The sequence below is a fragment of the Actinoplanes hulinensis genome, from assembly GCF_019429605.1.
In the GTDB taxonomy this organism is placed as follows: domain Bacteria; phylum Actinomycetota; class Actinomycetes; order Mycobacteriales; family Micromonosporaceae; genus Actinoplanes; species Actinoplanes campanulatus.
This window is the reverse complement of sequence record NZ_JAHXZI010000018.1, coordinates 118,898-142,465: the sequence shown is the minus strand read 5'-3', so window position 1 is coordinate 142,465 and position 23,568 is coordinate 118,898. Positions and strand designations below refer to the sequence as shown.

Sequence of the window (23,568 nt, the reverse complement as noted above, 5' to 3'; positions counted from 1 at the left end):
CCGGGGCGCGGGCGTAGGCTCGCGGCATGCCCGCACCCCGGACCGCGTACGACGCCGTGTTGCACGCGGCCCGCGACGTCACGAAACTGGGCTGCGCGCTCGATGCCGAGATGCTCGGCGCCGCGCTGCTCGGCAGTGTCTACGCGATGGCCGCGGAGGATCGCGCCGAGGCCGTGCGCGACTTCGTGGGCCGATTCCTGACCGCCACGGTCCATTCCGGCACACCCGCCGCGGTGACCATCCGCGACGTCTTCGCCACCCTGGTCCCGGAGGCCGACGGCGCCGGCCGGGTCGGCCACGACCGGCGATCACCGTCGTGGGCCGGCCAGCTCGGCCGGGTCCGGGCCACCGGTTGCTGGGCCTATGGCGATGTGTACGGCGACCAGACGTCCTACCTGGTCACCTTCGCGTACGAGGACGCCGTCGCCGGTGGGCCCGAGCACGCCGTGGTGGCCCTCGTCGACCACAACATCGGCATCACCAAGGACGTCTTCGTGGCCACCTCGGCGGAGACGCTGCTCGACCAGGTGCGGCAGATCTGCGAGGCCGACGAGCTGACCTGGTTCCGCAGCGAGGACCCGGGCCGGCTGCGCGACGAGGTGAGCCGGCACCTGGAGGTCACCGACGGTCTGGGCGAGCTGCCGTCGGACGGGTCGCTCGCCACCGACCGCACGCTGGCCGGGGTTCGGCTCGCGCTGCTGCCGGCGGCGACCACGCCGCCGCTCAGCGAGCCGTCCGGACCGGACGACACCGGCCTGATCCGGGACTTCCTGACCTCTCCGGAGGCGGCCCGGTTCGACCTGCCCACCGGGCCGGCCGCGACACCGGAGAGCGCGTCGCTGGAGTTCTGTCTCAGCCTCCTGCTGGACCATGGCGCCACCCTGCCCGGTGCCGACCCGCTGCGCTGGAGCCCGGCGGTGGCCGGGCTGTTCCTGCTCGACTGGGTGCACCGGCGGGCCGTGCTGGACCTGGACGACGCGGCCATGCTGCCCCGGGTGGTCCGGGCCTGGTCGGCGTTCGCGATGCGCCGCCGGGGGTTGCCCACGGCCGCCGCCGAGCAGGCCGAGGCGGCGCTGGAGGAACTGATCCCGGAGTTCGCCCGCCTCTACACGACGGGCGAACGACGCAGCCCCGCCACGGCGGCGGTGGCCCAGCTCATCGCCGAGGGCGTCGACCCGAACGACACCGCCGCCATAGACGCCTGGCTGGAAGCCAACCGCGACGACTGAGTTGGATTGCTGTGCCTGATGGCTCCGCTTCGCTCCGCGGCAAAACGCTGGGCCTGATGGCTCCGCTTCGCTCCGCGGCAAAACGCTGGGCCTGATGGCTCCGCTTCGCTCCGCGGCAAAACGCCTTGTAACCGGTGTCGAGGCAGGTGATTTCCCGCCGCAGCACACCCCGCTGCGTCGGCAAATCACTTGCCTCGACACCGGCGGCGTTTTGCGGGGGGACGTTGAGTGCACCGCCGTCCGGCTCGGGTGAGCGTTTCGTGGGTGGGATGAGTTAGCCAGCCGGGCCGAACGGTCAGCGGCGATTGATGTAGTGGTCGGGGGCCCGGTCGGCGTGATGCCGGCCTACGCGGGAGCTGCGGTCGCTCCTGCGCTCCTCCGGGTAGTTGGTGTGCTCGGCCCGGTGCTGACCCCGATAGGGGCGGTTGGCGAGGCGGTTCTCCTCGGAGTTGGAGTCGCTGAGCAGGCGGCGGACCGCGTTCCCGCCCGAGTAGCTCTGCTCGAGGATCCGCGACGAGCGGATGTTGTGGTTGTGATCGGTCATCGCTGACCTCCGACGGTGTCGGGGCCGGTCCGGCGACCGGCTGCCATGGACGGTGAAGCGGGGAGTGGCCCGTGGTCGGGGCAGGGCGATTCGTCGTGGTCCGAGGAACCCCGGTCGGGTTCGTCGGGTACGGCGCGTGGGCTTGGTGTGGCCCGTCGGCCCCGGTTCGATTTGTCGGGCACGACCGGTAGGTCACCCGCGGAGTGCTGATCCCGGGACGGCGTGGACGGCCGGTCCGGCCCGCCATCCCGATCCGGGGAACGCTGATCCGAACGCTGATCCCAGGACGGACGGTCCTGGGACCAGCCATCCGAGGAGTCGTCCGGGCGATAAAGGTCCCGGTCTGAACGGTCCCGGTCTGAACGGTCCCGGTCTGAACGGTCCCGGTCTGAATGATCCCGGTCTGAACGATCCTGGGATGAACGATCCCGGTCTGAACGATCCTGGGATGAACGGGACGGCTTTTCGGGGACGGGTGGCAGGCCGGCAACGGACGGGAAAGAGGACGAACGGGACGAGTTCGGGACTTCGTCCTCTGCTGGAACGGCCGGCAGTTCCGGAACGGTGGGGATACCGCCGGGCGCGGAACGGGCCATCCGCTGAGGTTGGACCCGCTTCGGCCGGGCCGGTCGGGCCGGCACCGCCGGCCGCGACGGCACGACACCGGCCGGAGGTGAGGACGGCGCTGTCGGCGGCAAGGTTCGCGGCGGCTTCCGATCCGGGGGCCGCGGAGACGTCCGGCCCGGGGTCCGCGGGGACTGCGGAGACGGCTGAACGGGGGACGGGGCGAGCACCTGGGCCGGGGCCGGGATGTCCGCCTTCGGGGAGGTGGACGAAGAGGACGGGGACGGGTGACGGGACGCGGCCGGACGGGAGGGTGTGCCGGATTTCCCGGGGCGGGTGCTCTGGCCGTACCCCTGATCGGTTTGCGGTCTGTCCGGAGCCCCGACCGAGGGCGGCGGGAAAGGCCGCACCGGGCCGTTCGACGGAGGCGGCAGGAATGGCACGTCCATCGCGCCGGACCGATCCGTGCCGGTGATCTCGCTGCTGCCGGCCGTGAGGACGGCGAGGGTCGGCACCGAGGCCAGCCCGACCAGGAGCGCGACCATCAGCACGTAGCGCCGGGTCGGGCCGGAGAAGCCGAGGTCCTCGCGGTACACCCCGTTCAGGCGCTTGCGCAGCACCTTGAGTGGCGGCTCGTAGCCATCGTCGTCGGGCAGGCGTGGCACGCGCGGATCCCCCCAGGAGAAAAGATCGACTCGGATCAGTTCCGGTCACTGGGGATGAACGACGGTCGGCAAATTCGGCTGCGGCGTAGTAGGGCCATTCGTACCAAAGTGAGGGTACAAAAGTTACTAAACCGGGCAAATACTGTTGACGATACGTCGACAGGATCTCTTTTCGTGATCTACGCAGCCTGTAATGCGGCTCACTCTCTCTGTCAGGATGGGGGCGACGGCATCGCCGCTGTCGCCTTCCGCCGACCAAGCGGGGTTACAGCGTGCCGTCCCGGCGACCTGCCGGAGATTGCCGCGCGCCAGCCCCACCCGGGCCAGGCGCGGCTCCCAGTGGTCAGTCGCGTGGCCGGGAGACACCCGCCGCGGGCTTAGTTGAGGAAACAGGAGACACGGATGGCGAAAGGCGAGAGCGTGGCCGGCAGCGACATTCCGGCCGGCGGCTTCGTCCAACTGCTGACCCCCGACGGGGAACGCATCGACACCGTCACCACGGCTGACGGCACGACGTACTCCGTCGACTTCACCGACGAGGAGTACCGCGGTCTCTACCGGGACCTGGTCACGGTCCGGCGTCTCGACAGCGAGGCGGTCGCCCTGCAGCGGCAGGGTGAGCTGGGCATCTGGGCCAGTCTGCTCGGGCAGGAGGCGGCACAGGTCGGCTCCGGGCGGGCGCTGCGCCCCCAGGACATGGCCTTCCCGACCTACCGCGAGCACGGTGTCCTCTACTGCCGCGGCATCGACCCGATCATGCCGTTCGGCCTGTTCCGGGGCGTGGACCAGGGCGGTTGGGATCCGAACGAGTTCAAGTTCAACACCTACACGATCGTGATCGGCTCGCAGACGCTGCACGCGACCGGCTACGCCATGGGCGTCACCATGGACGGCAAGACCGGTTCGGCCGACGGCGAGGCGGTGATCGCCTACTTCGGCGACGGCGCGACCAGCCAGGGCGAGGTCAACGAGTCGTTCGTGTGGTCCGGCGTCTTCAACGCGCCGATCGTCTTCTTCTGCCAGAACAACCAGTACGCGATCTCCGAGCCCCTGGAGCGCCAGACCCGGGTCCCGCTGTACCAGCGGGCCGGCGGTTACGGCTTCCCCGGCATCCGGGTGGACGGCAACGACGTGCTCGCCACCTACGCGGTGACCCGGGCCGCGCTGGACAACGCGCGCAACGGCCAGGGCCCGACGCTGATCGAGGCGTACACGTACCGGATGGGGGCGCACACCAGCTCCGACGACCCGACCCGCTACCGGATCGCCAGCGAGGTCGAGGCCTGGAAGGCGAAGGACCCGATCAGCCGGCTCAAGGCCTTCCTGTCCAAGCAGAAGATCGCCAAGAAGGACTTCTTCGCCGAGGTCGACGCGGAAGCCACCCGGCAGGCCCTCGATCTACGGGAACGGGTGCTGGCGATGCCTGATCCGCAACCCGTGACCCTCTTCGACAACGTCTACCCGAACGGCTCGCCGGAGATCGACGCCCAGCGGACCGCCTTCACCGAGTACCAGGCCTCGTTCGAGGGGAGCGCGCACTGATGATCACCCTGGGTAAAGCGCTCAACCACGGACTCCGCCGCGCGCTCGAGGACGACCCCAAGGTCGTCATCATGGGCGAGGACGTCGGCAAGCTCGGCGGCGTCTTCCGGATCACCGACGCCCTCCAGAAGGACTTCGGCGAGGACCGGGTCATCGACACCCCGCTGGCCGAGGCCGGCATCATCGGGACCGCGGTCGGCCTGGCCATCCGTGGCTACCGGCCGGTCTGCGAGATCCAGTTCGACGGGTTCGTGTTCCCGGCGTACAACCAGATCGTCGCCCAGGTGGCGAAGATGCACTACCGCTCCAAGGGCAAGGTGCGGCTGCCGCTCGTCATCCGGATCCCGTACGGCGGTGGCATCGGCGCGGTCGAGCACCACTCCGAGTCGCCCGAGGCGTACTTCGCGCACACCCCCGGCCTCAAGGTGGTGACCTGCGCCAACCCGGCGGACGCGTACACGATGATCCAGCAGGCGATCGCCACCGACGACCCGGTGGTCTTCTTCGAGCCTAAGCGGCGGTACTGGGAGAAGGGCGAGGTCGACCTCGACGCGCCACTGACCGGGGCGTTCCCGCTGCACTCGGCACGGGTGGCCCGGGCCGGCTCGGACGCGACCGTGCTCGCGTACGGCCCGATGGTCCGGGTGGCGCTCGACGCCGCCACGGCCGCCGCCGAGGACGGGCGGGAGCTGGAGGTCATCGACCTGCGCTCGCTCTCCCCGATCGACTACCCGGTGATCTTCGAGTCGGTCCGGCGGACCGGCCGGGCGGTCGTCGTCCACGAGGCGCCCGGCAACGTGGGTCTCGGCGCCGAGATCGCGGCCCGGATCACCGAGGAGTGCTTCTACTCACTGGAGGCGCCGGTGCTGCGGGTGACCGGTTACGACACGCCGTACCCGGCGGCCCGCATCGAGGAGGAGTACCTCCCCGACCTGGACCGGGTGCTGGACGCCGTCGACCGTTCCTTCGGCTGGTGACGCCGATGTCGCGGATCAAGGAGTTCAACCTGCCCGACCTCGGCGAGGGACTGACCGAGGGCGAGATCCTGGCCTGGCTGGTCAAGGTCGGCGACACGATCGAGCTGAACCAGCCGATCGTCGAGGTCGAGACCGCCAAGGCGGCCGTCGAGATCCCCGCGAAGTGGGGCGGCGTGGTCACCCGGATCTTCCACGAGGCCGGGACGGTCGTGGAGGTCGGCAAGCCGATCATCGCCATCGACACCCAGCCCGGCACCCCGCTGCCCGCCGAGCCTCAGGCTCCGGAAGCGCCGGCCGCGTCGACATCGCCGGCTTCTTCGAAATCGCGTGCCTCTTCGGAATCGCCGGCTTCTTCGGAATCCGGCGACGAGGCCGAGGCCGGCCTCATCGGCGGACCGGCACCTGGCGGGCGCACGGCTGTGCTCGTCGGTTACGGCCCGCGAACCACCAGCGCCACAAGACGACCCCGCATCGGTACGCCCGTCGCGTCCACGACCGCGACCACGCCTACCCCGCCTCCGGCGGCTGCCGAGGTCCGTCCGGCCGCACCCGTAGGCCCGGCACAGGAGACCGTGGCCCCGGTCGTCCGCACCGGCCCCGTGCTGGCCAAGCCGCCGGTGCGGAAGCTGGCCCGGGACCTCGGCGTCGACCTGACCACGGTCACCGGCACGGGGCCGCTGGGTTCGGTGACGCGGGACGACGTACATCTGGCGGTTTCTTCTCCGGCGCGGGAGCCGGCGCCGACGGCGGCGAGCCCGGCCACCGCGGTTTTCGACGCCTCCCGGGAGCAGCGCATCCCGATCAAGGGCGTGCGGAAGCTGACCGCGGAGAACATGGTCGCGTCCGCGTTCACCGCGCCGCACGTCACGGAGTTCCTGACCGTCGACGTGACCCGCGCGATGAAGGCGCTGGAGAAGCTGCGGAAGCGTCCCGAGTTCGAGGGCGCCCGGATCTCGCCGCTGCTGCTGGTGGCGAAGGCCGTGCTGCTCGCGGTCAAACGGCACCCGATGGTCAACTCATCCTGGTCCGGGGCGACCGGCGAGATCGTGGTCAAGGACTACGTGAATCTCGGCATCGCCGCGGCGACCGAGCGCGGGCTGATCGTCCCGAACGTCAAGGACGCCGGCCGGCTCACCCTGCGGGAGCTCGCCGAGGCGCTGAACGAGCTGGTCCGGACCGCCAAGTCGGGGAAGACGTCCCCGGCCGACATGTCCGGCGGCACCCTCTCGATCACCAACGTGGGGGTGTTCGGCATCGACACCGGGACGCCGATCCTGCCGCCCGGCGAGTCGGCGATCCTGGCGTTCGGCGCGATCCGGCCGACGCCGTGGGTGCACAAGGGCAAGATCCGGATCCGCGAGGTGACCACGCTGGGGCTCTCCTTCGACCACCGGATCATCGACGGCGAGCTGGGTTCCCGGTTCCTGCGCGACATCGGCGCCTTCCTCGAGGACCCGGAGGCGACGCTGCTCAGTTGGACCTAGGGTCTTTCGGCCTGTTAGGCGGTTGACTTTCGATCCTTAGGTTCATGACCCGGATCACCCCACGAATCGATGGCCACGTCCCCGGTGTAGGCGCATAATTGAGTCAACACCGGGACGTGCGCCGGGGGGTCCGCCACAAGCGGGCAGGCGGCGGCGTCAGATCCGACAGCCGGCCACCGCCGGGGAAGTGAGCACCGCCATGGACAACATGATCGACCGTTTCCGCCAGCGCCGCAGGATCAGCCGCGAGAACCGCGCCATCGACCGCGCTCTCCAGTCGGCGCCCACGCAGGCGATGCGTGACGAACTCGCGATCCTCGCCCAGCGCCGCCCTTACTGATCTCCCCGATCAGGGCAGTCACCACGTCGAACGGCCCGTCCGGATCACCCGGGCGGGCCGTTTCGTGTCCCATCCCACCTTCTGAAGATCGGGCACTCGTCACCTCCGGGCGTACACCGGGATTCCTCCCGCCGCACACGCCCGGTACCGTGGGCACGGTCCCCAACCCGGCACGGCCGGTCGGTGCGGAGACCGGGGCCACCGGCGGTTAACCGTCCGCGACGGACCCAGCACGGCCAGGCCGGAAAGCTGGCACGGCCCTTGGCGGAAGGTCGCCGGTGGGGCCGCGTCCGTGCAAAGCTGGCACGGCCGCATCGATGAGGAGGCGCGTATGACGTCCGAGGGGCAGAACGCCGGTCAGCCGGCCGAGGCCACGTCGGGCGGACCCACGTCGGGCGGGTTCCCGCACGATTCCGACGGTCAGCGGATCGCCGGCCGGGCCTCGGCGGCCCAGTCGCCCGCTGAGGGCTTCCCCAATTCTTACGGTCCGCCGCCGACCAGCACCCCCGGTGGGGGCTCGCCGTTCGTCGTGCCGGCCGTGTCCACCTTCGGCGCCGGCGCCGGCGCCGGCCAGGGCGGCACCTCCTACGGTTCGGCCCGCGTGCCGCAGCCCGACGGTGACGAGCCGCCACAGCGTGGGAGCGCCTCGCCGTACGGGTCGGTGTCGCCCGAATCGCCGTACGGTCCCGCCTCCGGCACCTACGGGGCCCGGCCTGACGGTTCGCCCTGGGCGCCGTCCGGCGCCGAGCCCGCGGCGCCCGGTTCGCCGGCCTCCTACGGCTCCGCGGCTGCTTCACCGGCCTCCTACGGTTCCGCAGCCGAGGCACCCCCCTCCTACGGTTCCGCGGCTGCTTCACCGGCTTCCTTCGGTTCCGCAGCCGCTTCACCGGCTTCCTTCGGTTCCGCGGCCGCGTTCCCGCCCGCCGGCCGGCCCGCGCAAACCTCCGCGTCGGTGCCGCCGCCCGCCGCGCCCGCCACCGACAATCCGGCCGGTGGCGCCCCGCTGAAGCTCAGCTCCAGCGGGCTGCCCACCCGGACGCCCGGTGCGACCGCGCCCGAGGACGGCGGCCTCGGCCACACCCCGTTCTCCGCCTTCGGCGACCAGCCGGTCCGCGTACCCGGCGCCAACCTCGGCGATCTTCCCGCCGGTTCCAGGTCCGGCCCGGCGGGCTCCGCCGCGGGCCAGGCTGGCTCCGTGCTCGGGTCTACGGGCTCCGTGCTCGGGTCAGCAGGATCCGCGCTCGGGTCAGCAGGCTCCGCGCCCGGTTCGGCGGGGTCCGCGCCCGGTTCGACGGGCTCCGCACCCGGTTCGGCGGGTTTCACAGCCGGACCGGCGCAGAACAGCTGGATGCAGAGCGCCCGGCCCGCGGAGACCTCGACCGATTCGGCCTCGGCCCGCCCGGCCTCCGACACCTTCCCGTCCCGGCGTGGCGACGGCGGCGGCTTCCCGCTGCGCGCCCCGGCCGGTCCGCAGGTGGAGACCGACAACGGCTCCGCGCCCGGCCTCGACCTGCCGATCCGCAGCCAGCAGCCGTTCGGCGACGCCCAGCCCGAGGCGCCCGCCGGCGACCCGGCCGGCGGTTCCGGCTTCCCACAGCGCGTCCCCGGCGCGGCGCTCGCCTCCGGCGGCACCGTTCCGGCGGCCGGCATGCACAGCGCCCCGTCCGCGGCGGACCCGCTCAGCTCGCTCGCCGGGCCGGAGCAGCGCGGCTCGTTCCCCGGATCCGGTCCGGAGTCGCGTGCTCCGTTCCCGGAGCCCGACGGACCCAACTCGCTTCCGCCTTTCCCGGGGCCCGGCCTTCACGGCTCGCAGGGCGCCGACTCGCGTGCCGCATTCCCCGGTACCGACGCCTCCTTCCCGGGAGCCGATCGGAACGGTTCTGTAGCGGGTGCCGACGCGGAGCCGAACGCCTCGCTGTCGCAGGGGGATTCGCAGAGCGCCTCGTCCGCGGTGCCGCAGCCGCGCGACCCGGGTGTGAAGCCCGCGTTCGGGTCGGCCCGGCCGGTCACGGCCAGCGCTTCGGTGCCCGGTGTCCGGGTCACCCCGCCGGAGGCCGGCGAGCTTCCGCCGCCCAGCCCGGCCCCGCAGGCCCGGGTCTACGGTCGGCCGGCCCCAGCTCCGGCGGACGAGCCGGAAACCGGTTCGGACGAGGCGCAGTCCGGCGGTTACGGCGCGGCTCCGTTCTCTCCGGCCGCGGCTTCGCCGTATGGCGGTGACGGCCCGGAAGGCTCCTTCGGCGGCTTCACTTCGGGTCAGCAGCCGGAGAGCCCGTACGGCGCGGCCGCACCGCAGAGCGACTTCGGGCTGCCCCAGCAGGACGAAAGCCCGTCCGGCGGGTTCCCTCTGAACCGGCCGCAGACCGATAACGGCTACGGCCTGCCCCCGCAGGACGAAAGCCCGTCAGGCGGTTACGGCCTGCCGCCGCAGAGCGAAGGCCCCTCCGGTGGCTTCGGCCGCCCCCAGCCAGGCGACGGCCCCTCGGGTGGTTACGGCCTGACCCAGCCGGGCGACGGCTCGTCCGACGATTTCGGACGGTCCCAGTCGGGCAACGGCCCCTCGGGTGGTTACGGCCTGACCCAGCCGGGCGACGGCTCGTCCGACGATTTCGGACGGTCCCAGTCGGGCAACGGCCCCTCGGGTGGTTACGGCCTGGCCCAGCCGGGCGACGGCTCGTCCGACGGTTTCGGCCGGCCCCAACCCGGCGACGGCCCTTCAGGCGTTTATGGCATGGCCCAGCCGGGGGACAGTTCCTCTGACGGCTTCGGCCAGCCCCAGCCGGGCGACGGCCCTTCGGGTGGTTACGCACCGCAGAACGACGGCGGCTTCGGACTACCGCAGCGTGGTGCCGACGATCGTGGCCGGAGTGGGCGCGCTTCGATCCCGCCGCTGTCCCGTCCGGACGACGAAGCCCCTTCGGATGGATTCGCCCCGAGCGGCCGTGACGGAATCGGTGGTCCGGCCGGTGACGGCTTCGGTGGCTTCCCGCCACCGTCCGGTGACGGCCCCGGCGCTCCCGGTGTCGCTCCGCAGTCCCCGGCTCGGGCGACCGCCCGGGCAACGGCCAGCGCGCGGGTCTCGCCGCCGGAGGCTACGGGCAGCGCTTCCCCGTATTCGATGCCGGGCTCGCCGCAGTTCCCCGGACCGGGCGGCCCCGCGATGCCCGGGTCGTCGCAGGGTCCCGGACAGAACGACTCGGCCATGCCGGGTTCGCTGTTCCCGGGAGCGGGCGACTCGACCATGCCGGGCTCCCCGTTCCCAGGAGCGGGCAACTCCACCATGCCGGGTTCGCCGTTCCCAGGAGCGGGTGACCCGACCATGCCGGGCTCCCCGTACTCCGGAGCAGGCGCGCCCGGATCGCCGCAGTTCCCGGGACAGGGCGACACCACCATGCCCGGGTCTCCCTACCCGGGGGCAGGCGAGCCCACCATGCCGGGGTCCTCGCAGTTCCCGGGCGCGAACGGTCCCGGGATGCCCGGGTCGTCGGCGTTCGGTGCGCCGTACAGCGACCTCACCACCGATATCGCCGGCCGGGGCAACGCTCCGAGCGGCCTGCCGGACCATTACAACGAGCACACCACGGACGTGTCCGGCCGAAGCAACTCGCCGTACGTTCCGGCGCCCGCGCTGCCGCCGCTCCCCGGTGAGCAGCCCGGCGGCGGGGCCTACCCGAACAGCCCGGCCGCCCGCGCCACGGTGACGCCGCCCGGTCCGGAGGACACCACCAGCTGGCCCGGACCCGCCGAAGAGCAGGGGCGATTCGACCAGTTCAAGGCCACCGAGGCCGCACCCCCGCCCGCCAAGCCGAACGTCAAGACCGTGCCGGTGGCCCTCGCCGTCGCACTCGGCGCCGCGGTTCTGCTCGCGGTGGTGTTCGGCCTGGTCTACCTGATCTCGGGCATGGGTGACGAGGAGTTCAAGGTCGCCCAGGGCGAATGCGTCAAGCGTGAGGGCAGCAGCCCCGTGGTGGCCCCCTGCTCGGAGGCGGGCACGTTCGAGGTCGTCTCGATCGTCAACGCCAAGGGCCAGTGTGCCGACGCCACCCAGCCCTACATCGTCGTCCCCAAGGACAACGGCGACCAGGTCCTCTGCCTGAAGGCCAACTGAGCCTGATTGCTGCGCTTCGCTCCGCGGCAAAGCTGGGCCTGATTGCTGCGCTTCGCTCCGCGGCAAAGCTGGGCCTGATTGCTGCGCTTCGCTCCGCGGCAAAACGCCTTGTAACCGGTGTCGAGGCAGGTGATTTCCCGCCGCCAGCAAACCCCGCTGGCGTCGGCAAATCACTTGCCTCGACACCGGCGGCGTTTTGCGGGGGTGCTGAGTGCACCCCCGTGCCGCTCAACGGGAATGCTCCGTGGCAGGGACGGGTGCGTGATCTTCACGGCTGGCTCCCAGTGCTGACCCCGCTGGTCGATTGCCCCCACTGTCATCCGCCGCCCGCGCTGTCCGGTCCGGTGGGCGCTCACGTCGCGCCGTCCGTGTGCCCGGCCTGCCGCTATGACGCGGGCGGGCGACCACGGGAACCGTAACGTGTGCGCTGGCCGGCGCAAACGAGCCGGGGAACGGACAGCGGACCAATCGACCAGCAGGGTCAGCGCTGTCTCGAGGGCCTTGAAACAGCTCCCTCAGCCAGCGTGCGGCGGTCCGCAAGGGCGCGCTGAGCCGGTGAGGCACGATGGGCGGATGGAATTTCGCGTGCGTGCGCCCGAACTCAAGGGTCGCGGTTGGCTCAACACCGGCGAAAAGGCCCTCACCCTGGCCGATTTGCGGGGGAAGATCCTGGTTTTGGATTTCTGGACGTTCTGTTGCATCAATTGCCTGCACGTCCTGGATGAGCTGCGACCGCTGGAGGAGAAGTACGGCGACGCGCTCGTCGTGATCGGCGTGCACTCGCCGAAGTTCGAGCACGAGCGTGACCCGGTGGCACTGGCCGCCGCCGTGGAGCGGTACGGCGTACATCACCCGGTCGTCGACGACGGGGACATGCACATCTGGCAGCAGTACGCCGCGAAGGCCTGGCCGACGCTGTCCGTGGTCGATCCGGCCGGCTACCTGGTCGCCTCGATGGCCGGCGAGGGGCACGCCGAGGGCCTGTCCCGGCTGATCGACGAGCTGATCGTGAAGCACGAGGCGGACGGCACCCTGCACCGCGGTGACGGCCCGTACGTTCCTCCGCCCGCCCCGGAGAGCCTGCTCCGTTTCCCGGGCAAGGTGATCGAGCTGCCGAACGGGAATCTGCTGGTCTCCGACTCGGCCCGGCACTCGCTTGCCGAACTGTCCGCGGACGGCGAGACGCTGGTCCGCCGGTTCGGCAGCGAGGTCCGGGGTGAGCCGTTCAGCGAGCCGCAGGGCCTGGTTCTGCTGCCCGAGGCGGTGGCCGGAACCGCGGGCTACGACGTGGTTGTCGCCGACACGGTCAACCACCAGCTGCGCGGCCTGAACCTGAAAACGGGGGAGGTCACGCTGGTGGCCGGTTCCGGTCGTCCGTGGCGGTCGGCGGTCGACGATCACGCCCACGACTCCCTCGCCGCCGACCTGTCGTCGCCGTGGGACCTGGCCTGGTACGACGACCGCGTGATCATCGCAATGGCCGGCATCCACCAGCTGTGGTGGTTCGATCCGATCAAGCGCACGGTCGGCGTCTACGCGGGCACCACGGTCGAGGCACTGCGGGACGGCCCGCTGCCGGATGTGTGGATGGCCCAGCCGAGCGGCCTGTCGGTCAGCGCGGACGGGAAGCGGCTGTGGATCGCCGACAGCGAGACGTCGGCGCTGCGGTATGTCGAGGACGGCGTGATGCACACCGTGGTCGGCCAGGGCCTGTTCGATTTCGGTCACGTGGACGGCCCGGCGGGTGAGGCGCTGTTCCAGCATCCGCTCGGTGTGGCGGCGCTGGCCGACGGTTCGGTGCTGGTGGCGGACACCTACAACGGCGCGGTGCGCCGTTTCGACCCGGCGAAGGGCGAGGTGTCCACGGTGGATGCGAATGTCGCCGAGCCCAGCGATGTCCTCGTGACGAGGGACGGGCAGGTCATCGTGGTGGAGTCGGCCGCACACCGGCTGTCCCGTCTGGCTCCGGGCGCGGTGAAGACGGTCAGCGGGGAGCGGCACCGGACCGAGCGCCCGCCGTCGTACCTGGCCCCGGGCGAGGTCACCCTCGACGTGATCTTCACGCCCGCGCCGGGCCAGAAGCTGGACTTCCAGTTCGGGTCGCCGCTGCGCCTGGTGGTGTCGGCGTCACCGGCCGAGCTGCTGCTGGACGGCGAGGGCACCACCACCGACCTGTCGCGGAAGATCGTGCTCAACCCGGACGTGCCGAAGGGTGTGCTCCAGGTCGTCGCCCAGGCCGCGACGTGCGATGTGGACGCCGAGTTCGGCGCCTGCCACCTGACCCGTCAGGACTGGGGCGTGCCGATCGTGATCGCCCCGAACGGTCCCGACCGGCTGCCGCTGATCCTGCGCGGCATGGACGCGTAAATCTCAGGCGAGGGCGAAGGCGAAGGGCCTGACCTCCAGCCCGGCGGCACGGAGCCCGTCCCGTACGGCCCGGGCCAGCTCGACCGCACCCGGCGTGTCGCCGTGCAGGCAGATCGACCGGACCGGGCAGGGCACCGCGGAGCCGTCGGCGGCCGTCACCGAGCCGTCGGCGGCCATCCGCACCGCCCGCTGGACTACCTGGCCGGGCTCGTGGACCAGCGCGTCCGGCCGGGAGCGGGGCACGAGACGCCCGTCCGGCAGGTAGCCGCGGTCCGCGAAACCCTCACCGACGACGGTCAGGCCCCGATGCAGGGCCTGACCCGCCAGCTCCGAGCCGGGCTGGCAGAGCACGGGAAGCGCGGGGTCATAGGCCAGCACCGCGTCCACCACGGCCGACGCCTGCCCGGGATCGACCGCCGCGGTGTTGTAGAGGGCGCCGTGCGGCTTCACATAGCGGACCCGATCCCCCGCGGCCCGGCAGAACGCCTCCAGCGCCCCGATCTGGTACAGGATGTCGTCCCGCAGTTCGTCGTGGTCGTAGTCGATCCGCCGCCGCCCGAATCCGGCCAGGTCCCGGTAGCCGACCTGGGCGCCGATCGCGACGCCCTTCGCGACGGCCGTCCGGCACACCCGATGCATCGTGGACGGATCACCGGCGTGGAATCCGCAGGCCACGTTCGCCGAGGTCACCACGTCCAGCAGGGCGTCATCGTCGCCAAGCTTCCAGGCGCCGAAGCCCTCGCCGAGGTCCGCGTTCAGATCAATCCAGCTCACGGAACCTCACGGTAGTCCCCGGTTGCGCCTGGGCCAGCGGCGCGACGTCGTCGATCACCCCGACCACCGGGTATCCGCCGGTGGTGGGATGGTCTGCCAGGAAGATGATCGGCTGCCCGTCCGCCGGGACCTGCACGGCGCCGAGCACCACTCCTTCGGAGGGCAATTCGCCGGCCCGGGTGCGGGTCAGGGCGGTGCCGGCCAGCCGGCTTCCGACCCGGTTGCTCAACGGGCTGATTCGGTACGGGGACCCGAACAGCCCTTTCGTGTCGAACCAGTCGTCGCGCGGCCCGAGGCGCATCCCGAGAACCAGTTCTCCGCCCGGCCGTGCCGGCTCCCCGACCAGTACGGGCGCCGCCGTGGGGACGCCGACCGGCAGTGTGTCCCCGTCCGCCAGGCGGGCCGGGCCCAGTCCGGAGAGCGTGTCCGTCGAGCGGCTGCCCAGCACCGGTTCGACCGCGATCCCACCGGCCACCGCGATGTAGGAGCGCACCCCCCGCGTGGCCCGCTTCACGTCGACCACCCCACCGGCCGGCACCTCGAAGAGCTGGCAGCCACGGAGCCGCTCGACCGGCCGGGAGTCGACGTCGATGTCGGCGACCGCACCGGTGACGGCGACCAGTGCGGGCCGCTCGAAACGCAGGGCGCAGCCGAGCATCGTGGTCTCCAGTCCGGCGGCGTCGTCAGGATTGCCGACGAAACGGTTGGCGAGACGCAGGGCGGGCGCGTCGAGGGCACCCGAGCGGGGTACGCCCAGGTGTGCCCACCCCGGCCGGCCCTGATCCTGCACCGTGGTGAGCGGCCCGGCCCGCAGCACGGTGATCACATCGCCACCAGCCGTACCCGGGTGCCGGGAGTGAGCAGGGCCGGGTGCTCACGTCGTACGTCGAAGAGGTTTTGATCCGTCCGGCCGACCAGCCGCCACCCGCCCGGAGAGGCCGTGGGATAGATGCCCGCGTAGCCACCCGCAAGGGCGACCGATCCGGCCGGCACGCGAGGCCGCGGAGCGGCGAGCCGGGGGACCGCCCACTCGTCGGCGAGTCCGCGCAGATAGGCGAAACCGGGCGCGAAGCCGGAGAACGCGACGGTCAGCGGCGTGTCGACCAGGCGCCGCACGGCCGTGTCCACGGTGACCCCCCACAGATCGGCGACCGATTCCAGGTCCTCGCCGTCGAAGACCGTGTGGATCTCCACGAGGGGTCCTTCGGCCTGAATTCCACCGGGTGCCGGCTCCCATCCGGGCAGGGCCTCCGCGGTCCCGGGAGCCGCGCCGTCGAGCAGCACGGTACGGGCGCCGGGCACGATCTCCACCACCCGCAGCTCACCGGCGGCACGACGTTTCCACAGCTCAGCCCGCCAATCCTCGACCCGTTGGGCGTCCGGGCACTCGATCAGCAAACCGGCGGTCCCCACCCGTCGTATCTTCATGGGGAAATCATCCGGCAGCGTCAACCGTATCCCGCGTCACTACCCATTAGTAACCTACGGTGCCGTAACCTAGGGGACGTGACGACCTCAGCCCCGTTTCGGATGTCGCCGACCGACCTCGGCAAGCCGCGACTACGCGGCCGGTTGCATCAGTACGCATTCTTCGTCGCCGCGGTCTGCGGCATCGTGCTCAGTTCGATCGCACTGAGCCGCCCCGGCATCGCCCCGTTCGTGAGCTGCCTGCTCTACAGCGTCACGGTGTGCGGGCTCTTCGGGACCAGCGCGCTCTACCACCGACGGGTCTGGAGCGAGCGCGGCTACCAGATCATGCGGCGCGCCGACCATTCGATGATCTTCATCTTCATCGCCGGCAGTTACACGCCGTTCTGCGTCCTGCTCCTGGAAGGCACGCAGCAGGTCGTCCTGCTCAGCCTGGTCTGGGGCGGCGCCACCGGCGGTGTCGCGCTGAAGATGGTCTGGCCGCATCTGCCCCGCTGGGCGGGCGCCCCGCTCTACGTGGCACTCGGCTGGGTGGCCGTCGCGATCATCCCGGAGGTGCTGCACGTCGGCGGGGTGACCTGCCTGGTCCTGCTCATCGTGGGCGGCGCGATCTACACGGTCGGCGCCGTCTTCTACGCGCTGCGCCGGCCCAACCCCTGGCCCACCGTCTTCGGCCACCACGAGTTCTTCCACGCGTGCACGCTGGTGGCCGCCATCTGCCACCACATCGCGGTCTACTTCGCCCTGTACGCGTGAACGAAGGCCCAGGCATCAGCCTGGGCCTTCGCAATCTCAGGAGTACGCCGGGGGAGGCGGCGGCGGGACGTCGTCCCGTCGGACCTCGCGATACTCGGTGTAACCGGCTTCGGCGACCGGCTGCCGCGTACGAGTCACCACGGTACGGCGACGGTTGCTCCAGAACGCCAGCGTGATGACCAGGCCGGCCAGCCCGGCCAGCATCAGGATCCAGCCGATCACGCCGATGTCGAGACCGCTGATGTCCGCCTCCACGGCGAACGCCAGGATCGCCCCCAGAGCCAGCAGGAAAATGCTTGCGCCGATACCCATCGGACCCTCCTCGATTGGTGTCCGCCCGGCCGGGCGACGCCGCTCGACCGTGGTGAATGCGTCGATCGAGCGTTTACCCGCCCGCATGACATTCCAATCAGGCAAGCTGTACCGATGACCACGCGGACGCTCATCCTGCTGCGCCATGCCAAGGCCGAGACCCCCGGCGACTTCGACGATTACGACCGCGCCCTGGCGGCTCGCGGAGTGGCCGACGCGGAGGCGGCCGGCGTCTGGTTGGCCGACGAGCGACTGCACCCCGACCTGGTGATCTGCTCGCCCGCGAAACGCACCCGGCAGACCTGGCAGAACGCGGCCATCGCGCTGAGCACCGGCCCCGGCCCCCGGCCGGCGCCCGAGGTGCATTACGAGGAGTCGCTCTATCTGGGTCGCGGCGGCGAGGTCTTCGACCTGCTCCGGGCCGTTTCAGACACCATTCGTACGGTCCTCGTCGTCGGCCACAATCCGACCATGTCCGAAGTGTCCGCCCTGCTGGTGCCGGACGAGCAGTACACCGGCACGGTCGTCGAGATGCGCACCTCCGGACTGGCCGTCCACAGCGGCGACCAGCCCTGGTCCCAGGCCGAACCGGGGGCGATGCGCCTGACCCGCTCGCACACCGCCCGCGGCTGAGCCCTACTTCCGGTACCAGGTCCGGGTGCTGGTGTACTTCACGTTGCCGAGCTTGTCGTACGCCCGGACCTGCACCTTCATCGTCTTCCGCTGCTTACTGGCGTTGAAGCTCAACAGGTAGCCCGCAGTCACATCCCGGGCCACGACCCTCCCGTTCACGATCAGCTCGACCCGCGCGATCCCACTGGCGTCCGAGGCTTTCACGTACACCTTGGTCGTGCCCTTGATCTTCGCCTTGTTCTTCGGCGCCTTACTGATCGCCAGAGCCGGTCCCGCGTTGTCCGCGATGACCGTTCGCGTATAGGTCCGGATGTTGCCGAACCGGTCGGTGAGCCGCCAGCTGAGGACGACGGAACCGTTGGCGGCACCGGAATTCACCGCCAGCGAGTACGGCGCGACGTTATCGGTTCCGACATACCTCCCGTTCGCCCACAGCTCCGCCCTGGCGACACCGATCACGTCCTGGACACCCTGCAACATGCTGGTGAACGTGCCGCGTACCCGGGTGTTCGCGGCCGGGGTCAAGCCGGTGATCATCGGGCCCTCGTCGTCGATGGTGACCGGCCGGCTCTCCCGGATCACGTTGTCAGCGGCATCGACGACCATCATCTCAACCGGGGAGGCCGCGGGGACCTCACCGATCCAGCGGTCGGTTCCCGGCACCTGCGTCAAGGTGACGCCATTGGCGGTGATCCGGTGCGGCGCAGTCTCCGGCGTGCGTATCTCGACGGTGACCGACCCGTGGACCACGTCGAAATAGAACGGGCTGACCACGGTCATCTTCGGTGCGATGGTGTCGACCGGCACCACTGTGCTGATGCGGCCGACCCGTCCGGCGAGATCGATCGCCTCGACCGTGACCGTCACCTCGCCCTCGAAAACGGCCGGCGGCCTCCAGGTCATCGGGGCCGCCTGCATGGTGGCGGCCGTCGCGCCGACCTCGGTGCCGTCGACGAGCAACCGGTAACCGGCCACCGCGTGATCGTCAGCGGCCTTGGGCCGCACCGTTATCCCATCGACGGACACAGGGCGGGGCACGGTGAACCCGATGTCGGTCACCGTGGGTGCCTGCTCGTCGTCCTTCGCGAAGGCGTAGATCACCCGCGCGGCGTCCACCAGGGGTGCCGAATGAGTGGGCTGCCCGCTCGGACGGAATCCGGAGCTCATGATGGCGGCTCTGACCTCAGCGGCCGGGACATCGGATCCGGTGGAGAACGCGAGAGCCGCGATCCCGGAGACGATGCTGGACGCCACCGAGGTTCCGTTCGGGAAGGTGACGTGGCTGCCGCTGCCGACGCCGAACATGTCGTCGGCGGCCGCGTCGATCCACTGGTCGGTCACGCTGTTCTGGTTGGTGGGCCCATGCGGGCGGCCGGTGTTGGTGACGGCCCCGACCGCCACCACCGGCTCGAAGGCCGCGGGGTAGGCACGCGCCGTACCGCCGTCGTTGCCGGCAGCGGCCACCACCAAGGCACCGAGTTGGGTGGCCCGGTCGACCGCATCCCGCAACAGCTCGCTCTCGACCGGCGTACTGAACGAGACGTTGACAACCTGCGCGCCCTGTTCGGCGGCCCAGACGATCCCGGCGGCGGCATCGGCGACCGCGCCCGCCGCGGGGCCCTCCGCCTGCTGGTCCAGGACCCGGACCGGAAGAATCCGGCACGACATGCAGACGCCCGCGTTGCCGTAGTAGTTGTTCGCCTCGGCCGCGATGAGCGTCGCCATCGCCGTGCCGTGCCCGTCCGCGTCGGCCGGGGAGGTGTCACCGTCGACGAAGTCGTAGCCGGTCAGCACACGTCCGTCGTCCAGATCCCGGTTCCGGGTCACACCGGAGTCCACCACGGCCACGGTGACGGCCGTGCTGCCGGTGGTCCAGGTCCATGCGTCAGGGACGCGGTTCACCGCCAGGTGGAACAGTTCGTTGGAGGTCTGCGGATCGTTGACCGTCACCGCGTCGGCGTGGACCTGCCCGTCCGGTTCGGCGTACCGGACGCCGCTGTGATCCCTCAACGTCGCGATCACGGAGTCGCGGTCGGGCTCGGCCACCTCGACGGTGATCGCGTCCAGACCGTGCACCCGCTTCACCACACCGGCCCGGTCACCGAGTCCGGTCAGGACGGCCGCCGGTTCAGCACCCGCGACCAGGCCGACATTGAGGCGTACCGGCTCCTCCGCGGCGGCAGCCGGGGTGGCTACCAGGCCTACCAGCAGGAGTGAGGCGAGACAGGATGAAGCGATGCGCACCGATGGTCCCCGCGTTCAACGACCCACAAGAGAATGACGATCATCGTAGCGGACGTCGATACGATTGCGTAGCGCCGAACCAAAAACGAAGGCCCGGTGGACGTCGTTGTCCGCCGGGCCCTCGTCTTTTTCAGGAGAGTGGGAAAAGCTTGATCAGAACGCGTCCTCGTCCAGGTCCATCAGGTCGAGGGTGGTGTTCTCGATGATCCGGCGGTCGGCGCCGATCCGCGGCAGGATCTCCCGTACGAAGAACCGGGCCGCGGCCACCTTGCCGGTGTAGAACTTCTTGTCCGCCTCGGAGACCTCGCCGTTCAGGGCGGTCAGGGCCACCTCGGCCTGGCGCAGCAGCAGCCACGCGAGGACCACGTCGCCGAGGGCGAGCAGGATCCGGCGGGAGCTCAGGCCGATCTTGTAGAGCTCGCGGGCCTCGCCGTTGCCGACCGCCTGCAGCCAGCCCAGCGTGATGCCGAGGATGTTCTGCATCTCGGCGAGCGCCTTGCCGAGGCCGAGCCGCTCGTCCTTGAGCTGACCGTTGCCGGCCTCGCTCTCGACGAAGCCCTGGATCTCGGCGGCCACCGCACCGAGCGCCAGACCGTTGTCCTTGACGATCTTGCGGAAGATCAGGTCGAGGCTCTGGATCGCGGTCGTGCCCTCGTACAGGGTGTCGATCTTCGCGTCCCGGACGTACTGCTCCAGCGGGTAGTCCTGGAGGAAGCCGGAGCCACCGAAGGTCTGCAGCGACTCGGCGCCGAGCAGCTCGTACGCCCGCTCGGAGCCCACGCCCTTGACCAGCGGCAGCAGGAAGTCGTTGATCTTGGCGGCCTGCTTGGCGGCCTTCTCGTCGCCGGCGGCCTCCGCGATGGCGACCTTGTCCTGCCAGGTCGCCGTGTAGATGACCAGGGCGCGCAGCGCCTCGGCGTAGGCCTTCTGGGTCATCAGCGACCGGCGTACGTCCGGGTGGTTGGTGATGGTGACGCGCGGGGCGTCCTTGTCACCGCTCTGCAGCAGGTCGGCGCCCTGGACGCGGTTCTTCGCGTACTCGAGCGCGTTCAGGTAACCCGTCGACAGGGTGGCGATCGCCTTGGTGCCGACCATCATCCGGGCGTTCTCGATGATCAGGAACATCTGCCGGATGCCCTGGTGCACCTCGCCGAGCAGCCAGCCCTTGGCCGGGGTGCCGTGCTCACCGAAGGTCATCTCGCACGTGTTGGAGACCTTGAGGCCCATCTTGTGCTCGACGTTGGTGGCGTAGACGCCGTTGCGCTCACCGAGCTCACCGGTGGCCGGGTCGAAGTGGTACTTCGGCACGATGAAGAGCGAGAGGCCCTTGGTGCCGGGTCCGCCGACGCCCTCGACGCCCACCGGGCGGGCCAGGACGTAGTGGATGATGTTGTCGCTCAGGTCGTGCTCACCCGAGGTGATGAAACGCTTGACGCCCTCGATGTGCCACGAGCCGTCCGGCTGCGCGATGGCGCGGGCACGGCCGGCGCCGACGTCCGAACCGGCGTCCGGCTCGGTGAGGACCATGGTCGAGCCCCACTGCTTCTCGACGAAGAGCTTGGCCCACTCCTTCTGCTCCTCGGTGCCCTCGTGCCAGATGACGTTGGCGAAGGAGGGACCCGACGAGTACATCCAGATCGGGGCGTTGGCGCCCAGGATCTGCTCGGCGACGGCCCAGACGAGGCTCCGCGGCGCCGGGGTGCCGCCCAGGCCGGACGGCAGGTCGAGCCGCCAGAACTCGGACGCCATGAACGTCTCGAAGGACTTCTTGAACGACTCCGGCAGCGGCGCGGTGTTCGTCGCCGGGTCGAAGACCGGTGGGTTGCGGTCAGCGTCGGTGTAGCTGGCGGCGAGATCCTCCCGGGCCAGCCGGTCGACCTCGGCGAGCACGTCGCGGGCGCTCTCCAGGTCGAACTCGTCGAACGGCGCCTGGCCGAGCGACTTCTCCGCTCCGAAGACCTCGAACAGGTTGAACTGGAGGTCACGAAGGTTGCTCTTGTAGTGCGTCATGGTGCTTGGCCCCGCTCTCCGGACGCGAGTTACCCGTCAGTAACCACACTGTATTACTCATCGGTAGCTTGCGACAAGCCGGGAGCGTTCTTCGTGTGTGCCGACCTGTAGGAGCCGGTTGTCCGTCGGTTCGCGGGTCAAACGTCTCCGATCGGGTGGACCCCGGGACAGCCGTTCGGCCATTTGCCTACTTCGACACTCGGATCACGTATCGGGGACCCGAATGGTTCGTTTCACCGGATAGACAGCCACGAACAGGGGGACGCCATGTTCGCCACGATCAAGAGCTTGATTCCGGAGCCGCGCCAAGCGAACCAACCGCGCAACTACATCGGCCGGCATCGTCAGCCCGACCAGCTTCCGCCTGCTCCGGCTCCGACCTCACCGGCCGCCCCGGCCGAACCCGAGGAAGACGCGGCCTGAGTCAGCTGCCCGCCGCTCCGACTTCCCAGCTCGGCACCGAGACGGCAGCGCCGCCGTCCGGACCGGCGTACTCCAGCAGAACCAGGGCGATGTCGTCCTCGAGACGGCCGTAGACCCAGTCGACCAGTGCGGTCTCGAGCGATGCCAGACCGTCGCCGACCGTGCCGTGGCCGAGCAGGCGCCACGCACGGTCGGCGGTCGGGAAGAACTCCCCCTCCCGGCGCGCCTCGCCGAGACCGTCGGTGAACAGCAGCAACCGGTCACCCGGCTCCAGCCGCTCCACCCGGGGCTTGACCTCGGGCATGAAGCCGAGCGGCGGGGCCGGCGCCGGCGGCTCCAGCGGAATGACCTGGCCCCGGCGCAGCAGCAGCGGCGCGGGATGTCCACAGTTGACGATGGTCAGGGTGCCGCCGCGCTCCTCGACCAGCGCGGCGGTCACGAAGTCCTCGTCGCCGACACTGCGGGCCACCGCGCGGTCCAGGTCCTCCACGATCAGCTTCAGATCGGCACGCTCGTACGCCACGTGCCGGTACGACCCCAGCACGATGCTCGCCAGCCGGACCGCGTCCAGGCCCTTGCCGCGCACGTCACCGATGATGATCCGAACCCCGTACGGCGTGTTGAGGGCCTCGTAGAGGTCTCCTCCGATGTCCGCCGCCGCGGTCGCCGAGATGTACCGGCCGGCCACCGCCAGGGCGCCCACCTGCGGCCCGATCGGCCGCAGCACCGCCTGCTGGGCCACCGCGGCGAGCCGCAGCAGCTCGGTGATCTGCTCGGCCTGCCGCTGCCGGATGGTGGCCCCGGCGGCCGCCACACCGGTCGCCAGCATGATGCCCATCAGATTGATCAGCCCGGCCATCCCGACCTGCCCGCCGCCCACGCCCACGAAGACCGCGCCGACCACGGTGGCGAGCAGTCCGGCGCCGAGCACCACCTGCCAGACGGCGAAGACCGCGGCCACGAACGGAACCGCTGCCAGCAGGCCGACGTAGTGCACCTCTTTGGGGCCGTCGGCGACCTCCACGGCGGACACGACGGCGAGCAGCACGAGGGCCGCGCCGAGTCCGGCGCGGTTCCCTGGGCTCAGCGGGCGTCGGCCCGGCAGGAAAGTATGCATGGTTCCGCCGAACAGCATGCCCGATCGACCACACGTCGGGCATCAACTTGACCC

The 23,568-nt window shown here is 70.7% G+C and carries 18 protein-coding genes; 10 read left to right on the top strand and 8 right to left on the bottom strand.

The genetic code is table 11. The annotated features are described in order from the left end of the window. The first annotated feature begins 26 nt into the window (after nt 1-26). Complete coding sequence (locus KZ829_RS30880) at nt 27-1,229, top strand: hypothetical protein (RefSeq protein ID WP_220147385.1); 1,203 nt, start codon at nt 27-29, stop codon at nt 1,227-1,229. A 295-nt stretch (nt 1,230-1,524) separates the two neighbouring features. Here KZ829_RS30880 and KZ829_RS30875 read toward each other — a convergent pair whose 3' ends face one another. Beyond that, on the bottom strand, nt 1,525-1,773 hold the full coding sequence (locus KZ829_RS30875; protein ID WP_220147384.1) for a hypothetical protein: 249 nt from the start codon (nt 1,771-1,773) through the stop codon (nt 1,525-1,527). A 1,631-nt stretch (nt 1,774-3,404) separates the two neighbouring features. Between KZ829_RS30875 and pdhA the strand changes: the two genes are divergently transcribed. The 6 genes from pdhA (at nt 3,405) to KZ829_RS30845 (ending at nt 13,817) form a co-directional block, all read left to right on the top strand. After that, nucleotides 3,405-4,544 (top strand): pyruvate dehydrogenase (acetyl-transferring) E1 component subunit alpha, encoded by a 1,140-nt coding sequence (pdhA, locus tag KZ829_RS30870; protein WP_220147383.1) that lies wholly within the window; start codon nt 3,405-3,407, stop codon nt 4,542-4,544. Continuing rightward, nucleotides 4,544-5,521 carry an alpha-ketoacid dehydrogenase subunit beta gene (locus tag KZ829_RS30865; RefSeq protein ID WP_220147382.1) on the top strand — a complete coding sequence of 326 codons (978 nt, stop codon included), beginning with the start codon at nt 4,544-4,546 and terminating at the stop codon, nt 5,519-5,521. Before pdhA ends, KZ829_RS30865 begins: the two co-directional genes overlap by 1 nt. Nucleotides 5,522-5,526: 5 nt before the next feature. After that, nucleotides 5,527-7,005, top strand: coding sequence for a dihydrolipoamide acetyltransferase family protein (locus tag KZ829_RS30860; protein WP_220147381.1), 1,479 nt, complete (start codon nt 5,527-5,529; stop codon nt 7,003-7,005). 199 nt (nt 7,006-7,204) lie between these two features. Further along, nucleotides 7,205-7,345: a hypothetical protein gene (locus tag KZ829_RS30855; protein WP_183225767.1), complete on the top strand. Its 141-nt coding sequence runs from the start codon at nt 7,205-7,207 to the stop codon at nt 7,343-7,345. A 331-nt stretch (nt 7,346-7,676) separates the two neighbouring features. Next, nucleotides 7,677-11,450 carry an LppU/SCO3897 family protein gene (locus KZ829_RS30850; protein ID WP_220147380.1) on the top strand — a complete coding sequence of 1,258 codons (3,774 nt, stop codon included), beginning with the start codon at nt 7,677-7,679 and terminating at the stop codon, nt 11,448-11,450. 573 nt (nt 11,451-12,023) lie between these two features. Continuing rightward, nucleotides 12,024-13,817 carry an NHL domain-containing thioredoxin family protein gene (locus tag KZ829_RS30845; RefSeq protein ID WP_220147379.1) on the top strand — a complete coding sequence of 598 codons (1,794 nt, stop codon included), beginning with the start codon at nt 12,024-12,026 and terminating at the stop codon, nt 13,815-13,817. A 3-nt stretch (nt 13,818-13,820) separates the two neighbouring features. Here KZ829_RS30845 and KZ829_RS30840 read toward each other — a convergent pair whose 3' ends face one another. Genes KZ829_RS30840 through KZ829_RS30830 form a run of 3 tightly spaced genes read right to left on the bottom strand, consistent with a single transcriptional unit; the run spans nt 13,821 to nt 16,019 of the window. Beyond that, nucleotides 13,821-14,582, bottom strand: coding sequence for a LamB/YcsF family protein (locus KZ829_RS30840; protein ID WP_220147456.1), 762 nt, complete (start codon nt 14,580-14,582; stop codon nt 13,821-13,823). Further along, on the bottom strand, nt 14,578-15,417 hold the full coding sequence (locus tag KZ829_RS30835; RefSeq protein ID WP_220147378.1) for a 5-oxoprolinase subunit C family protein: 840 nt from the start codon (nt 15,415-15,417) through the stop codon (nt 14,578-14,580). Before KZ829_RS30835 ends, KZ829_RS30840 begins: the two co-directional genes overlap by 5 nt. Then, a complete protein-coding gene (locus KZ829_RS30830) occupies nt 15,414-16,019 on the bottom strand; it encodes a 5-oxoprolinase subunit B family protein (RefSeq protein WP_220147377.1) in 606 nt (201 codons plus the stop codon). Before KZ829_RS30830 ends, KZ829_RS30835 begins: the two co-directional genes overlap by 4 nt. Before the next feature lie 78 nt (nt 16,020-16,097). Between KZ829_RS30830 and trhA the strand changes: the two genes are divergently transcribed. Beyond that, nucleotides 16,098-16,775, top strand: a complete 678-nt coding sequence (gene trhA / locus KZ829_RS30825) for a PAQR family membrane homeostasis protein TrhA (protein WP_220147376.1) — start codon at nt 16,098-16,100, stop codon at nt 16,773-16,775. 36 nt (nt 16,776-16,811) lie between these two features. Here the strand turns inward: trhA and KZ829_RS30820 are convergent, their stop codons facing one another. Next, the gene (locus tag KZ829_RS30820) at nt 16,812-17,087 is read right to left on the bottom strand and encodes a DUF6458 family protein (protein WP_183225773.1); all 276 of its coding nucleotides are present in this window, start codon (nt 17,085-17,087) and stop codon (nt 16,812-16,814) included. 114 nt (nt 17,088-17,201) lie between these two features. On the opposite strand from KZ829_RS30820, the gene KZ829_RS30815 reads away from it, so the two are divergent. Then, nucleotides 17,202-17,720, top strand: coding sequence for a SixA phosphatase family protein (locus tag KZ829_RS30815; protein ID WP_220147375.1), 519 nt, complete (start codon nt 17,202-17,204; stop codon nt 17,718-17,720). A gap of 3 nt (nt 17,721-17,723) precedes the next feature. Here the strand turns inward: KZ829_RS30815 and KZ829_RS30810 are convergent, their stop codons facing one another. Together KZ829_RS30810 and KZ829_RS30805 are read right to left on the bottom strand one after the other, a co-directional pair. Next, nucleotides 17,724-19,964, bottom strand: a complete 2,241-nt coding sequence (locus KZ829_RS30810; protein WP_220147374.1) for a S8 family serine peptidase — start codon at nt 19,962-19,964, stop codon at nt 17,724-17,726. Nucleotides 19,965-20,117: 153 nt separating this feature from the next. Beyond that, complete coding sequence (locus KZ829_RS30805) at nt 20,118-21,974, bottom strand: acyl-CoA dehydrogenase (protein WP_220147373.1); 1,857 nt, start codon at nt 21,972-21,974, stop codon at nt 20,118-20,120. 267 nt (nt 21,975-22,241) lie between these two features. Here KZ829_RS30805 and KZ829_RS30800 point away from each other — a divergent pair, with 267 nt between their 5' ends. Then, the gene (locus tag KZ829_RS30800; RefSeq protein WP_204296618.1) at nt 22,242-22,397 is read left to right on the top strand and encodes a hypothetical protein; all 156 of its coding nucleotides are present in this window, start codon (nt 22,242-22,244) and stop codon (nt 22,395-22,397) included. Nucleotide 22,398: 1 nt separating this feature from the next. On the opposite strand, the gene KZ829_RS30795 is transcribed toward KZ829_RS30800, so the two are convergent. Next, nucleotides 22,399-23,532: a PP2C family protein-serine/threonine phosphatase gene (locus KZ829_RS30795; protein WP_220147372.1), complete on the bottom strand. Its 1,134-nt coding sequence runs from the start codon at nt 23,530-23,532 to the stop codon at nt 22,399-22,401. Nucleotides 23,533-23,568 lie beyond the last annotated feature (36 nt).